13 protein-coding genes are annotated in these 13785 nt (G+C 73.5%); 5 read left to right on the top strand and 8 right to left on the bottom strand.

From position 1 onward, the window contains the following. The 4 genes from AB0K09_RS20300 to AB0K09_RS20285 all read right to left on the bottom strand — a co-directional run. Window positions 1-218 (bottom strand): hypothetical protein (locus AB0K09_RS20300; protein WP_366066771.1); only part of this gene is annotated, 218 nt, incomplete at its 3' end. 6 nt (window positions 219-224) lie between these two features. Beyond that, entirely contained in the window at window positions 225-1232 is a 1008-nt protein-coding gene (locus tag AB0K09_RS20295) for a MoxR family ATPase (protein WP_366066770.1), read from the bottom strand. Between the two features lie 103 nt (window positions 1233-1335). Further along, window positions 1336-3486, bottom strand: a complete 2151-nt coding sequence (locus AB0K09_RS20290) for a trypsin-like peptidase domain-containing protein (protein ID WP_366066769.1) — start codon at window positions 3484-3486, stop codon at window positions 1336-1338. Next, on the bottom strand, window positions 3483-3896 hold the full coding sequence (locus tag AB0K09_RS20285; protein ID WP_366066768.1) for a CU044_2847 family protein: 414 nt from the start codon (window positions 3894-3896) through the stop codon (window positions 3483-3485). Before AB0K09_RS20285 ends, AB0K09_RS20290 begins: the two co-directional genes overlap by 4 nt. Window positions 3897-4005: 109 nt before the next feature. On the opposite strand from AB0K09_RS20285, the gene AB0K09_RS20280 reads away from it, so the two are divergent. Beyond that, window positions 4006-4188, top strand: coding sequence for a DUF6104 family protein (locus tag AB0K09_RS20280; protein ID WP_366066767.1), 183 nt, complete (start codon window positions 4006-4008; stop codon window positions 4186-4188). 55 nt (window positions 4189-4243) lie between these two features. Here AB0K09_RS20280 and AB0K09_RS20275 read toward each other — a convergent pair whose 3' ends face one another. Further along, on the bottom strand, window positions 4244-5041 hold the full coding sequence (locus tag AB0K09_RS20275; RefSeq protein ID WP_366066766.1) for a hypothetical protein: 798 nt from the start codon (window positions 5039-5041) through the stop codon (window positions 4244-4246). A gap of 115 nt (window positions 5042-5156) precedes the next feature. On the opposite strand from AB0K09_RS20275, the gene AB0K09_RS20270 reads away from it, so the two are divergent. Together AB0K09_RS20270 and AB0K09_RS20265 are read left to right on the top strand one after the other, a co-directional pair. Continuing rightward, window positions 5157-6035 (top strand): DUF4097 family beta strand repeat-containing protein, encoded by an 879-nt coding sequence (locus AB0K09_RS20270; protein WP_366066765.1) that lies wholly within the window; start codon window positions 5157-5159, stop codon window positions 6033-6035. A gap of 100 nt (window positions 6036-6135) precedes the next feature. Next, on the top strand, window positions 6136-7062 hold the full coding sequence (locus AB0K09_RS20265; protein WP_366066772.1) for a PadR family transcriptional regulator: 927 nt from the start codon (window positions 6136-6138) through the stop codon (window positions 7060-7062). Window positions 7063-7066: 4 nt separating this feature from the next. Here the strand turns inward: AB0K09_RS20265 and AB0K09_RS20260 are convergent, their stop codons facing one another. Together AB0K09_RS20260 and AB0K09_RS20255 are read right to left on the bottom strand one after the other, a co-directional pair. After that, window positions 7067-8473, bottom strand: coding sequence for a cellulase family glycosylhydrolase (locus AB0K09_RS20260; RefSeq protein WP_366066764.1), 1407 nt, complete (start codon window positions 8471-8473; stop codon window positions 7067-7069). Window positions 8474-8480: 7 nt separating this feature from the next. Continuing rightward, complete coding sequence (locus AB0K09_RS20255; protein ID WP_366066763.1) at window positions 8481-9443, bottom strand: zinc-binding dehydrogenase; 963 nt, start codon at window positions 9441-9443, stop codon at window positions 8481-8483. A gap of 225 nt (window positions 9444-9668) precedes the next feature. Between AB0K09_RS20255 and AB0K09_RS20250 the strand changes: the two genes are divergently transcribed. Then, window positions 9669-11042 (top strand): hypothetical protein, encoded by a 1374-nt coding sequence (locus AB0K09_RS20250; protein ID WP_366066762.1) that lies wholly within the window; start codon window positions 9669-9671, stop codon window positions 11040-11042. Window positions 11043-11122: 80 nt separating this feature from the next. Here the strand turns inward: AB0K09_RS20250 and AB0K09_RS20245 are convergent, their stop codons facing one another. Continuing rightward, window positions 11123-12337, bottom strand: a complete 1215-nt coding sequence (locus tag AB0K09_RS20245; protein WP_366066761.1) for an NADP-dependent malic enzyme — start codon at window positions 12335-12337, stop codon at window positions 11123-11125. A 524-nt stretch (window positions 12338-12861) separates the two neighbouring features. On the opposite strand from AB0K09_RS20245, the gene AB0K09_RS20240 reads away from it, so the two are divergent. Beyond that, complete coding sequence (locus AB0K09_RS20240) at window positions 12862-13782, top strand: ABC transporter substrate-binding protein (RefSeq protein WP_366066760.1); 921 nt, start codon at window positions 12862-12864, stop codon at window positions 13780-13782. Window positions 13783-13785 lie beyond the last annotated feature (3 nt).

Genomic DNA, 13785 nt, shown 5'->3' with positions numbered 1-13785 from the left:
CCGAACAGGGAAGCGGACTGCAGATATCCTCCGGCGGCGTCACGGGTGTGGCAGCCGCCCTCTATGTGGCCGGAGCCTGTTCGGGCGTCCGGGGGCGCCGGGGTGACCCACTGCGCGAGCCACACGGCGTCGGCGAGCTCCTCGGCCGTCATGTCCAGGGAAGCGGCCCGCAGCCGGGCGATGAGCTGCCCCAGCCGCTGATCGGGGGGCGCTGTCATCCTGCATCACCTCGGGCGGTCCAGTGGCTGCATGAGCATGTCCGCGAGCCGGTCGCGCGTGACGCGTTCGGTGCGCGGGGCGTGCTGGGTGAGGAAGAGCGCGTTGAGCAGCTGGTCGGCGGCGATGACCTCGCCGGGCTCGCGGTCCAGGAAGCGCTGGATGAGCGCCTCGCCGTCGGTGACGGCGTCGTCGCCGAGGTGGGCCCGGACCATGGCGGTCAGCTGTTCCTCGCCGGGCGGTTCGAGCTCCAGCTGGATGCAGCGGCGCAGCAGGGCGGCGGGGAAGTCGCGCTCGCCGTTGGAGGTGAGGACGATCAGCGGGAAGGTGGTGCAGCGCACCCGTCCGCCCCGCACGACCGTGCGCTCGCCGTCGTCGGTGAGGACCTCGGCCTCGGGCTCCCGGTCGGCGATCCGCTCCAGCTCGGGCAGGGCGAACTCGCCCTCCTCCAGGGCGTTGAGGAGGTCGTTGGGCAGGTCGAGGTCGCTCTTGTCGAGCTCGTCGACGAGCAGGACGCGGGGCCGGTCGGCGGGCAGCAGGGCGGTGCCGAGCGGGCCGAGGCGCAGATAGCCGCCGATGGAGGACCGCCCGGGCTCGGTGCCGGTCGCGGCCCGTTCCAGCTGGACGTCCTGGAGGCGGGCGATGGCGTCGTAGTGGTAGAGGCCGTCGCGCAGGGTGGAGCGGCTGACGATGGGCCAGCGCAGCACCCGGCCCAGGCCGAGCTCGTACGCCACCGCGTGGGCGAGGGTGGACTTCCCGGTTCCGGGGTTGCCGGTGACGAGGAGCGGGCGGCGCAGGTAGAGCGCGGCGTTGACCGCCTCGACCTCCTCCGGGCGCGGGTGGTGGTTCTCCACGAGCCGGCGCAGCACTCCGAGGCGGCGGGCGGCGCTGGGGTCCGTGCCCGAGCCCGCGTCGGCGGCGGAGGCGGCGAAGTCCCGCCACGGCGGCGGCGGGGGCAACCGCCGGATTCCGTCGTGCGGCAGGCCGGCTCCCCGGTAGATGCGCCAATCGTTCACAGTGGGCTCCTCGTGGCTGGGACCCGTTCCCGCTCCAAAGTAGGGGTACGCGCCCGGTCCGCCGATGTCTTTCGGTAGGTACTGTCACGTACTTGACGTTCCGTCATACTGTTGTCCGTGGCCCGTTTCCCGGCCGGACACCCGGGGCGTGGAGCGGCGCGTCCGGGAGCGGCGGGTGTTCGGGCGAGTCGAAGAGCAGGCATATCGACCGCGCCCACTGCGCCTCCGGGTCGGGGTAGTCGGGATCGCCGCAGCGTATGCGGAGGCCGCGGATGCGCCGGTGGAGCCCTTCGGCGTTCTCCGCCTCGCCCAGCAGCAGCGAGGCCTGGTGGAGGAAATCGGCGCAATCCGTATGCCCGGTGGCGGAGCTGCGCCAGATGACGACGGCGTGGCCGGCGGCCAGCGCGGCGTCCATCGCGACGGCGCCCGGGCCGGAGGCGACCGGCCCGCAGTAGACGGGCACGGCACAGTCGGCGGCGTCCGACAGCCGCGCGTAGGCCGCGTGCCGGCTCTCCCGGCCGGGCCCGTCGTGGCCCCGCACGGGTACCTCGCGGCGCAGCGGGACGGCGGTCAGCGGGCCCCTGCCGGTGCCGCCCCAGCGCCGGTTCCACTCGGGGGTCGCCGCGCGGTCGCGGCGCCGCCGGTCGCGTACGACCACGACGCGGCGCTGGCCGATCGGCAGCGCGGACGGGTCGATGGAGTCGTCGTCCGCGCCGGGCGGTGACAGCCGCCACAGGTCCAGCGGTTCGTCGAACAGCTCGCGCGGCAGCACCACGTGGACGGCCGCGAGGTGTTCGCCCACGTCCCCCAGCCGCAGCGCCTCGGCGAGCGGCTCGCGCAGCGCCTCGCGCAGCCCGGCCCGGGGGACGCCCTCCTCGTCGGCGCAGAGCGGGGTGATCAGATCGCCCTCCAGCAGCAGTTTCACCCGCCAGGGGTAGCTGCTGCCGTAGAGCGGGGGGTCGATCTCGACGATCACATCGGCCCGGGCGCGGACGGGCGCGCGGGGCGGTACGTCGCGGCGCTCGGGCTTGCCGAGGTCGACCAGGGGCCTGGTGCCGGCCGCGCGGGCGGCCGGCGGCTCCTCCTTGACGGGCGCCCCGCCGTGCAGGATCTGCTGGATCTCCTCCCGGATCACGTCCGGCAGCGGCTCGGCCTGGACGGCCAGCCAGCCGCTCAGGTCGCGCAGCGGTTCCACGTCCGAGGGGTTGCCGAGCCGGCTGACGGCCGCGGCGACGCGGGCCGAGTACAGCATGACGGCCTCCAGCTCCAGGTCCCGGTCCGCGGCGGCGTCCTTCGGCCCGCCGCCGCGCAGGTCGTACAGCAGTCCGACGCCCTCCCGCCAGCTGCGCGGATCGTGCTCCACGCCCGGCTGGTACGGGGCCTGGATCACGCGCCGCTTGGCCTCCTCCACCAGCGCCATGACCTCGCCGGGGGTGCCCGGCGGGGTGAGCTCGGCGAGCCGGGCGAAGAGGTGGGTGCGCAGGACGGGCGTGAAGCCGTCGGCGGGCGCCGGGCGCAGGGCCTGTTGCAGTCCCGTCCAGCTGCCGCCGCTGCCGACGGTGCGGTAACGGCGCAGATGGTGGCGGTCGTGGGCCCGGATGATCGCGTGCAGCCGGTCGCGGCCGGGGAGGTCGTTGGCGATGCGGCGCAGGGCGGTGACGGGCACCGCGAGGCCCGCGGTGTCGTGGCCGCGCCCCTTGCTGATGCCGATGACCGCGCCCCGGCCGGTGTCCACGACGGGCCCGCCCGAGCAGCCGGCGACCGGGATCTCGCCGCGCAGCAGCATCGCGCTGCCGTCGCTGCCGTCCCCGCCGGCGGCGGTGCCCACGCCGAACCGCAGGGCGAGCTCGCCGGTCTCCCGGGACCAGCCGTGCAGGCTGATCGGTGCGGGCACGATCGCCGAACGGTCGCTGAGCCAGAGGCATTCGGCGTCGTCGGCCCCCTCGACCTCGACCAGCGCCAGGTCCGGCAGGGGCCAGCGCAGCGGCGGCTGCTCCGGGTCCGCCGGCGGGGGCAGGACGAGCGCTACCCGGCCCCCGGTGGTGCGCAGGTGGGCGTCGGTGACGTCGATGGCCGTCTCACCGGCGAGCACGCCACCACCCCCCATCCCCACGACGTGGGCGCAGGTCAGGACCCAGCCCGGGGCGATGAAGAAGCCACTGCCCCAGAACCGGGCGTCGTCGCCTTCATACCCGCCGCCCGGCGCGGAAATGCGCACGACCGCCCGGCGCGCGGTCCCGTCGACGGCGCTCAAGGAGTGCCGGGGGTCGTGGCGGCCGGGGCGGCGGACGGGGGCGCTCCGTCCCGCTCGTTCCACTTCAGCGTGACGTTGACGGACGCCTTGCCGCTGCCGTCGGCGATGAGGCTGACGACCTGCCCCGCCTGGGCGGACAGCTCGATCCCGAACTCGACCGTCACCTCGTCGGGCCGGGCCGCCGCGAGCCCCGTGCGGAGCGAGCCGACCACGCCGCGCACGACGTCCGCCATGCCGCTCGCCATGCTCGCCACGCGCCGGGCGGCACTGGAGTCGGCGTACCCGCCGCCGTCCCGCCCCAGCTCCTGCGCCTCGCTGACCCGGGCCCAGACGACGGTTCCGTCGTCGAGCCGCACTTGAGTGATCCCGTTCGCCACGCGCCACCCCCGCTGCCGCCATCGCTTCGCCATGCCTCGCGATGAGGCAGCAGGCTAGTGCCGTGACCCGGCATGCGCGAGAGGCCGTGGCCAAGACCGCCTTATCCTGGCTGCACCGACCCTGTACCCCACGGAGATCACGTTGTACTTCACCGACCGAGGCATCGAGGAACTGGAGAACCGGCGCGGCGAGGAGGAGGTCTCCCTCGCCTGGGTCGCGGAGCGACTGCGCGAGTTCGTCGACCTCAACCCCGACTTCGAGGTCCCGGTCGAGCGCCTGGCGACGTGGCTGGCGCGCCTCGACGACGAGGACGACGAGGACTGAGCTGCGCTCGGGCGGCTTTTCGGGAGAAGCGGGGGTCCGGGGGCGGAGCCCCCGGTCAGCGCCCCGCCGAGTCCCGCGAACGCCACGCGTCGTACGCGATCGTGAGTGCGCCGTCCGCGACGAGCACCGCACCCGCCGCGCGCCACCGCCCGCGCCCGCGGGCGAGCAGCGCGGCCCCCGCCACGACTTCCACCGCCCCGAGCAGCCGCAGGCGCCCCGCCCCGCGCCCGGCCGCGTGCAGGCCCGTGCGGACCGCCGCCCGCCAGCCGGGCCACTGGACCGCCTCGGTGACGGCCAGCATGCCCGCCGCCGCGCGCAGACCGTCCGCCCCCAGCCCGGGCGCGAGCCCGGTCGGCAGGCGCAGGCCCGTCCGGGTCAGCACCGCGACCAGGCCCAGGACGCGGGCCCGCGCGTCCGCGTCGGAGTCCGGCTCGGTCAGCCGGTCGAGGGCCGCGCCGTCGAGGACGGGGTCGAGCCCGAGCCGGGCCCGCAGCGCCGTCATCGCCTCCTCGCCGCCGAGCGGGGTGCCGTCCGCGAGCCACGTGTAGCCGGCCGTCCGGCGGAAGCCCGCCGCGACGACGAAGCCCGCGCCGTCCTCGTCCCACCACAGGCCGACCACCGGCCAGGGCTCCGCCATGGCCAGCGCGTGGGCCAGATCGGCCGTGATCGCGGCGACGCCCGTCTCCCCCTCGTGCCAGGGGTCCTCGCCCGGCACCAGCACGCTCCACCCCTCCCCCGCCGGAGCCAGCAGCAGCGGCTCCCGCAGCAGCTGCGCGGACGGGCGGACGCGGTCGGGCTCGGCGCGGCAGAGCAGCAGTACGCCCGCCGCACCGGGGTGATCAGTTGCTGACATGCGTCAACGCTAAGCCACGCACTCGCCCCTTGACTTCCCACAGCCGCGATATATCGTGTTTCTCGAAGACGCGATATGTTGCGTTGACCGAGACTAGAAGTCAGGGAGCCCCGCCATGCCGGACCCGTCGCAGTGGTCACTCTCCGCACCGGAGAAGCTCACCTTCGAGGAGCCGGTGACGGCTCTGGACGTGCGCGTCGTCGGCGGCACGGTCAATGTCGTCGGCACCGACGGCGGCCCCGCCCGGCTGGAGCTGTCCGGCATCGACGGACCGCCCCTGCTGGTCGAGCACGAGGGCGGCACCCTCTCCGTCCACTACGAGGACCTGGGCAGGCAGGGCTTCCTCAAATGGCTGGGCGGCAAGTGGTTCGACCGCAAGGAGTGGAACCGCAGCGTCACCCTGACGCTCACCGTCCCGACCGCCGCCCGGGTCGAAGTCGGCGTCGTCGGCGCGCACACCGTCGCCTCCGGTCTCACCGGAACCACCCGCATCCGGGGCGTCGACGGCGACACGGTCCTCATGGGCCTGACCGGCCCGGTCGACGCCCAGACCGTCTCCGGCCGGCTGGAGGCCCAGTCCCTCGCGGGTGATGTGTCCTTCAAGTCCGTCTCCGGCGACCTCACCCTCGTCGACTGCACGAGCAGCGCCGTCAAGGCCGACACGGTCAGCGGCGACATGGTCGTGGACCTCTCCGCCCCGGACGGCGGACGCGGCCCCTCCCTCGGCCTCACCAGCGTCTCAGGTGAGATCACCATCCGGCTGCCGCACCCGGTCGACGCCGAGATCGACGCCGGCACCACCAGCGGCGAGGTCTCCTGCGCCTTCGAGAACCTGCACGTCACCGGGCAGTGGGGCGCCCGCCGCATCACCGGCCGGCTCGGCAACGGCCGCGGCCGGCTGAAGGCCACCACCGTCGCCGGCGGAGTGGCTCTGCTGCGCCGCCCGCCCGCCCAGGAGGAGCCGGTGACCGCCACGGAAGGGAAGACGCTCTGATGCCGCCCGCCTTCGAGTACCTGCGCGTCACCGGGCAGTGGGGCGCCCGCCGTACCGGCGGCCGCCCGCAGACCCGCGCCGCGGAAGGGAAGTGACGTCGATGCCCCCCGTCTTCGCCCACGGCCGGCTGCGCCTGTATCTGCTCAAGCTCCTCGACGAGGCACCGCGCCACGGCTACGAGATCATCCGCCTGCTGGAGGAGCGCTTCCAGGGCCTCTACGCGCCGTCCGCCGGCACCGTCTACCCCCGGCTGGCCAAGCTGGAGGCCGAGGGCCTGGTCACCCACACCACCGAGGGCGGCCGCAAGGTCTACTCCATCACCGCGGCCGGGCGCGCCGAACTCGCCGACCGCCAGGGCGAACTCGCCGAGCTGGAGCTGGAGATCCGCGACTCCCTCGCCGCCCTCGCCGCCGACATCCGCGAGGACGTCCGGACCGTCGCCGGCGACCTGCGCCGCGAGATGCGCGAGGCCGCCCGGCAGGTCCGGGCGAGCACGGCGGCGACCGACTCCGTCGACTACCTCGCCGACGTCAAGGAGGAGTTCCGGCGGGCGAAGGAGGAGTGGAAGGAACAGGCCCGCCGGGCCAGGGAGGAGTCCCGCCGCGCCCGGCAGGACGCGCAGACGGCCCGCCGCCAGGCCCGCCAGGCCCAGGAACACGCGCGCGAGGAGGTGCTCCGCATCAAGGAGCGCGTCCAGGAGCAGGTCCGGGACCACACCCGGCACGGCGACTGGCCGACCGGCCTCATGGAGGGCGTCAACGCCCTCGCCCAGGAACTCGGTTCCCTGGCCGGCCAGGGCCGCGGGACGCCCGCCCCGGCGACCCCCCGGCCCGAGTGGGCCACGGCCGACGACGCGCTCTCCAAGGAGCCGGCCCGCGACCTGGACCGACTCCTCGACCGCTTCCGCGACGAGATCCGCGACGCGGCGCGGGACCACGGGGTGACGCCGGGTCAGCTTGCCGCCACCCGGGGGGAACTGGCGGATGCGGCCGCCCGCATCGGGGCGCTGCTGCGCGAGGGGAAGTAGTCCCCTACCCGGCCCGGGGCGGGCTGACCCGTACCGTCACCTCCCCCTCCGCGAACGCGGTCACGCGGATCGTCGCCGGTCGCCCCGGACGGGCCGTCGTGGCCGACGGGCGTGCCGGGCCCGTCACCGTGATGCGCCAGCCGCGCGGTGCCGGCGGCAGCGACAGTTCCGTCACGCCCGGGCGCGGCGCGTAGGAGAGCCGGTAGACGCCGGCGGCCGGGTCGTACGACTCCGTGCGCGCCCTCCCCGCCAGCGCCGCCGCGTAGGGATAGGCCGTGCGCTGCTTGTTCGGCTGGAAGCGGCCGCGGTCGTCCATCGCGCAGTACGCCCCGCCGTAGCACCACGTCCAGCTCGCCCAGCCCGAGGAGTAGCGGGCGAGGGAGGCCAGGGCGTCCTCGTAGAAGCGCCGCATGTTCGGCTGGTCGCTGTTGAGGGGGCCCCATTCGCCGACCACGACCGGGAGGTGGTGCGTGCGCGGGTACGCGACGACCGCCGCCTCGTACGCCGGCAGCCAGCCGGAGGCGGGGTCGTAGTCGCCCCCCGCCTCCATCACGGCGTTGTAGAGGTGCGGGGCGTAGACGACCTTGGGGTCGTGGATCCGGCCGAGGCCGGTGGGCTTGCCCTCGCCGGCGGCGGGGGTGGGCTCGACGAAGAGCCAGTGGCGGGTGTCGACGCGCCGGATCGCATCCGCGAGGCGCTGGTACATCGGGGTGATCCGGGTGGCCTCGATGCGGCGGGCCGCCGCGAAGACGTCCTCGCCCGGGCGCAGCCGGCCCATCGGCTCGTTGATCAGGTCGTAGCCGAGGACGGCCGGGTGGTGGGCGAAGCGGGCGGCGAGCACCTGCCACATACGGGCCTGGGCCCGCCGCAGGTCGGCATCCTGGTAGAGGTGCTCGAACGCGGCCTGGACGGCGGGCTCGAAGTATTCGGCGAACCAGTCGTCGGGGTGGGTCCGGTAGGGCAGGCCGTCGGTGCGGGTGGCCCAGGCGGGGATGCCGCGGTGGCCGCCGAAGGCGGGGCCGTAGATGTCCTGGTGGGCGTCGATGACGACGCGCACGCGGTAGGCGCGCGCCCAGTCCAGGACACGTTCGATCTTCTTCAGATAGCGCTCGCTGTAGTCACCGGGGCGGGGTTCGAGGTCGTCCCAGAAGACCGCGAGCCGGGCGAGGTCGAAGCCCTGCCGGGCCATGTCGCGCACGGACCGCTCGGTGATGTCCTCCAGGGCGTGCTCGCCCCGGTGGTCCTTGTCCGCGAGGTTCCAGCCGTGCAGGGTGAGCGCCCGCCCGCTCTCGTCGGTGAGGGGCGGGATGTCCGGCTCGGCGCGGGCGTGCGCCGAGCCGGGTGCGAGGAGTGCCAGGACAGCGGTTACGGCGGTGAGGAACGCCGCCGTGCGGAAGCGTCTCTTCGGCATCCGCCGTTCATACCGTCAGCACGACCTTGCCGAACAGGTCGCCACCGGCCATCTTCTCGAAGCCCTCCCGGGCCCGGTCCAGCGGCAGCACCGTGTCGATCACGGGGCGCACGCCCTTGGCGGCGCAGAAGGCCAGCAGGTCGGCCAGTTCCTCCTTGGTGCCCATGGTCGAGCCGACGACCTTGAGCTCCAGGAAGAAGATGCGGTTCAGCTCGGCGGCCGGCGGGTTCGGTCCGCTGGTGGCGCCGGAGATGACGAGCGTGCCGCCCGGCTTGAGCGACTTCACGGAGTGCGACCACGTCGCCGCACCGACCGTCTCGATGACGGCGTCCACGCGGTGCGGCAGCCGGGCCCCCGCCTCGAACGCGCCCTCCGCGCCCAGCTCCAGGGACCGCTTGCGCTTGGCCTCGTCGCGGCTCGTGGTGAAGACCCGGAGCCCGGCCGCCGCGCCCAGCACGATCGCGGCGGTGGCGACGCCGCCGCCCGCGCCCTGCACCAGGACGCTCTGCCCGGGGCGGACGCCCGCGTTGGTGAACAGCATCCGGTAGGCCGTCAGCCAGGCGGTCGGCAGGCAGGCGGCCTCCTCGAAGCTGATCCCCTCCGGCTTGGGCAGCACGTTCCACGCGGGGACGGCGACGCGCTCGGCGAAGGTGCCCTGGTAGCGCTCGGTGAGGATGGAGCGCGGCTCGTCGGGGCCCACGCCGTGGCCGCTCTGGCCGATGACGGAGTGCAGGACGACCTCGTTGCCGTTCTCGTCGGTCCCGGCCGCGTCACAGCCGAGGATCATCGGCAGCGCTTCCCGGCCCAGGCCCACCCCGCGCAGCGACCAGAGGTCGTGGTGGTTGAGCGAGGCGGCCTTGACGTTGACGACCGTCCACCCGGGGCGTACCTCGGGCTCGGGACGCTCGCCCAGTTCGAGGCCGTTGAGCGGCTGGTCGCGGTCGATGCGTGCGGCGTAGGCGGCGAACATGATCCGAACCTAGACCCGTGGGGCGTGCGGGGGGAACCACGCGGCCGTGTGACGCGCGCCGCGTCCGGCCGCCGCCGTCCCGTACGACCCGGTTCCGTCCACGGCACGCCTACGGCAACGGGCGTAACTGCGCCCGAAGCGTCGCCTCCGCGTTGCTCCCCGGCCGCGCCACCGGGTTGGCTGCCGTGCGCCGGGCCACCGGGCCCGGGTGAGGGGGAGGACGTCATGCGACAGCGAACGGAACGGGCGCGCGGCACGAGGGGGCGCAGGAGACGGGTCGCCGCGGCGGCGGTGGTGCTGGGCGCCTGCACGGCCGCCCTGCCGCTCGCCCCGGCGGCCGCCGCGCAGCACGCGCGGCCCGCCCCCGTCGAGCGGGTGAGCGTGGGTGCCGGCGGGCTGCAGCCCGACGGCGAGAGCTACGGGGAGAGCATCGACGCGGCCGGCCGGCTGGCGGTGTTCACCACCGCCGCGCCGGACATGGTGCCGGGGGGCGTCAGCACCGGCCGTCAGGTCTTCGTGCGGGACCTGGCCACCGGCACGACCCGGCTGATCAGCGCCGCTCCCGGCGGGACGCCCGGGAACGACTCCTGCTGGAACGCCGTCATCAGCGGCAACGGGCGGTACGTGGTCTTCGAGTCCCAGGCCACCGATCTGGCCCCCGGCCGGAACCCGGGCGAACGGTCCTCGGACGTGTTCGTCCACGACCTGGCGACGGGACGCACGGAGGTCCTGATCGAGAACACCGCGGGGCAGCCGGCCTACACCGGTTCGCCCGCGGTCAGCCATGACGGGCGGTTCGTGGCATTCGCCTCCACCCGGAGCGATCTGGTGCCGGGCGACACCAACGGCGTCGAGGACGTCTTCGTCCGGGACCGCCTCCGGGGCACGACGACGCGGGTGAGCGTCACGGCGGACGGCCGGCAGGCCGACGGTTTCAGCGTGCGGCCGGTGATCAGCGCGGACGGCAGCTGCGTCGGCTTCCTGGGTTTCGCGGGCATGACCCCGGACTCCCTGAGCGGTGCCGCCGAGCTGCGCAAGCCGCAGGCCCGCGTCTTCTACGTGCACGACCTGCGCACCGGGCGCACCCGGCTGGCCGCGGCGACGTCCCGGGGCGGCACGGTCGGCATCTCCGGCTCGGCCACGCTGAGCCCGGACGGCCGGTACGCCGTGTTCACCGCGCTCTCGGACGAGGTGGTCCCGGGCGACACCAACGGCAAGGCCGACGTCTTCGTGCGCGACCTGCGCACCGGTTCGGTCCGGCGGGCCAGCGTGGCCTCGGACGGCTCCCAGGCGAACGACGGCTCCTACCAGGGGCTGGCCATGAGCGCGGACGACCGCCGGGTGTTCTTCACCTCCGCCGCGTCCAACCTGGTGCCGGGCGACACCAACGGCGCGTACGACGTGTTCGTCCGCGACCTGGTCGCGGGCACCACCGAACGCGTCAGCACCACGGCGGACGGCGGGCAGGCCACCGGGTACTCGTTCCTGGCGGGCGTCAGCGCGTCGGGCCGGACCGTGCTGTTCGGCTGCGACGCGGACAACCTCGTGCCGGGCGACACCAACAAGGTGCAGGACGTGTTCGTCCGCCGGCTGCGGTGACCGACTGCGGTGACAGGTGACAGACGTGGGGCCGGACCGCTCGGCGGTCCGGCCCCACGTCACACCTGCGGGCGGCGGCGTCAGCGCCGGGCGACGCCCTCCGCGCGGGCGGCGGCCGCGACGGCGGCCGTGACCGCCGGGGCGACCCGCTCGTCGAACGGCGAGGGGATCACGCAGTCCGCGCTGAGCTCGTCCGCGACCACCGCGGCCAGCGCGTCGGCGGCCGCCAGCTTCATGCCCTCGGTGATGCGGGAGGCCCGCACCTGGAGGGCACCGGCGAAGATGCCGGGGAAGGCCAGGACGTTGTTGATCTGGTTCGGGTAGTCGCTGCGACCCGTCGCGACCACGGCCGCGTACTTGTGGGCGACGTCCGGGTGGATCTCCGGGGTCGGGTTGGCCATCGCGAAGATCAGCGCGTTCTCCGCCATCTTGGCCACCGCCGGCTCCGGGACCGTGCCGCCGGAGACACCGATGAACACGTCCGCGCCGTCCAGCGCCGTCTCCAAGGGGCCCGAAAGGCCCGCCTTGTTGGTGAACGAGGCGAGTTCGCGCTTGACGTCCGTCAGGTCCGTACGGTCCGGCGAGACGATGCCCTTGCGGTCGCAGACGGCCACGTCGCCGATGCCCGCGTTCACCAGGATCCGGGCGATCGCCACGCCGGCCGCGCCCGCGCCCGAGATGACCGCGCGCAGGTCACCGAGCGTCCGGCCGGTGAGCTTGGCGGCGTTGCGCAGGGCGGCGAGGGTGACCACCGCGGTGCCGTGCTGGTCGTCGTGGAAGACGGGGATGTCCAGCCGCTCCTGGAGCCGCCGCTCGACCTCGAAGCAGCGCGGAGCGGAGATGTCCTCCAGGTTGACGCCGCCGAAGGAGGGGGCGAGCCGGGCGACGGTCTCGACGATCTCGTCGACCTCCCGGCAGTCGAGCGCGATCGGCACCGCGTCCACGCCGCCGAACTGCTTGAAGAGGATCGCCTTGCCCTCCATCACGGGCAGTGACGCCTCGGGGCCGATGTCCCCGAGCCCGAGCACCGCGCTGCCGTCGGTGACCACGGCCACGACCTGGGACTTCCAGGTGTAGTCGTGCACCAGCTCGGGCTGCTCGGCGATGGCGCTGCACACCTTCGCCACTCCCGGCGTGTACGCCAGGGACAGGTCGTCCTTGTCGCGCACGGGCACCGTCGCCCGAACCGCCATCTTGCCGCCTCGGTGCAGCGCGAAGGCCGGGTCGAAGAACTCGTCCTGAGTCTCCTCGCCCGGGTTGCTGTCACTGCGAGGATTCACGATCTCCGCTGCCACTTCTGTTGACCCCTTTGTCGTCAGTCTTACTGAGGGTAGCCGCCCCCGGATTGTCGGAGCGGGTCGGGTACGCGTCCGCTCCCCGGCGGGTGCGACGTCGCGCGACGGGGGGTTGGTTCGGACGGCCGGGCGCGCCGCACACGCGCCCTGAGCCCCGGGTGAGGGGTGTAACTGGTCTTTCTACCGGAAGAGCGCTGCGGCCGACGAGTGAGTTCCGGCTGAGATACGGCCACGTCCGGGCGCCGTCGCACAGGTGTCGCGGCAGCCTGGTGAAACGGGGATCACCCGTTATCCGATTTTGACATGGTAGGACCCCCGAACGGGGTACTCCGGATGGCAAGATGCGCAGACCGCATGAGGCCACGGCGTACGAAGGCGTACTCCGTGGACCGTATGTGTCACCGTTTGTGCCCCCCGTGCGCCCTCTTCCCCCTTCGGGCGTGACGTGACGAGGCGACCGCAGTACCGCAGTGAACGCAGTGTTTAACAGTCGGCTATCCCCTCACCCGCAGGAGGAACCAGCAATGACCGCAAGCACCACTCATCGCACGGCTGCCGCCAGGAGTCGTTTGGCCGCCGCCGGCGCGATCGCGGTCGCCGGCGCCCTGCTGCTGACCGGATGTGGCGACCAGAGGAACAAGACCGGCAACGAGGCCGGCCAGACGAAGCCGAAGGGCTCCGAGGCCCCTCTCTTCTCCATGCTCCCGAAGAAGATCCAGAGCGCCGGAGTCGTCAAGGTCGGCTCGGACATCGCCTATCCGCCGGTCGAATTCAAGAAGGACGGCAAGGTCGTCGGCCTCGACCCGGATATCGCCGACGCCCTCGGCAAGCAGCTCGGGGTTCGCTTCGAGTTCAACAACGGCACCTTCGACACGCTTCTGACCGGTCTGCGCTCCAAGCGCTACGACATAGCGATGTCCGCCATGACGGACACCAAGGACCGGCAGGAGGGTGTCGACTCCAAGACCCAGAAGAAGGTCGGCGAGGGCGTCGACTTCGTCGACTACTTCACCGCCGGAGTCTCGATCTACACGAAGAAGGGCGACACCAAGGGCATCCAGTCCTGGGACGACCTCTGCGACAAGAAGATCGCGGTCCAGCGCGGCACCGTCTCGGACGACATGGCCAAGGCCGAGTCCGACAAGTGCGAGAAGGCCGACAAGGGCAAGATCAGCATCGAGGCGTTCGACACCGACCTGGAGGCCCAGACCCGCCTGAAGGCGGGCGGCGTGGACGCCGTCTCCAGCGACTTCCCCGTCGCGGCCTACGCGGTGAAGACCTCGGGCGGCGGCAACGACTTCGAGACGGTCGGCGACCAGGTCGAGGCCGCTCCGTACGGAATGGCCGTCGCCAAGGACAACGCCCAGCTGCGGGACGCCATCAAGGCGGCCCTGGAAGCGATCCTCAAGAACGGCGAGTACGAGAAGGTCACTGCTTTCCAATAATCG

The organism is Streptomyces sp. NPDC049577, assembly GCF_040675635.1.
GTDB lineage: Bacteria > Actinomycetota > Actinomycetes > Streptomycetales > Streptomycetaceae > Streptomyces.
The sequence above is the reverse complement of the archived record's forward strand: the minus strand, read 5'-3'. Positions and strand labels throughout refer to the sequence as shown.

What these genes read in the sequence shown, in the direction of transcription:
- AB0K09_RS20285 (WP_366066768.1), bottom strand. Translation starts at nt 3,896, where the DNA reads ATGGCGAAGCGATGGCGGCAGCGGGGGTGGCGCGTGGCGAACGGGATC.
- AB0K09_RS20275 (WP_366066766.1), bottom strand. Translation starts at nt 5,041, where the DNA reads ATGTCAGCAACTGATCACCCCGGTGCGGCGGGCGTACTGCTGCTCTGC.
- AB0K09_RS20270 (WP_366066765.1), top strand. Translation starts at nt 5,157, where the DNA reads ATGCCGGACCCGTCGCAGTGGTCACTCTCCGCACCGGAGAAGCTCACC.
- AB0K09_RS20265 (WP_366066772.1), top strand. Translation starts at nt 6,136, where the DNA reads ATGCCCCCCGTCTTCGCCCACGGCCGGCTGCGCCTGTATCTGCTCAAG.
- AB0K09_RS20260 (WP_366066764.1), bottom strand. Translation starts at nt 8,473, where the DNA reads ATGCCGAAGAGACGCTTCCGCACGGCGGCGTTCCTCACCGCCGTAACC.
- AB0K09_RS20255 (WP_366066763.1), bottom strand. Translation starts at nt 9,443, where the DNA reads ATGTTCGCCGCCTACGCCGCACGCATCGACCGCGACCAGCCGCTCAAC.
- AB0K09_RS20250 (WP_366066762.1), top strand. Translation starts at nt 9,669, where the DNA reads ATGCGACAGCGAACGGAACGGGCGCGCGGCACGAGGGGGCGCAGGAGA.
- AB0K09_RS20240 (WP_366066760.1), top strand. Translation starts at nt 12,862, where the DNA reads ATGACCGCAAGCACCACTCATCGCACGGCTGCCGCCAGGAGTCGTTTG.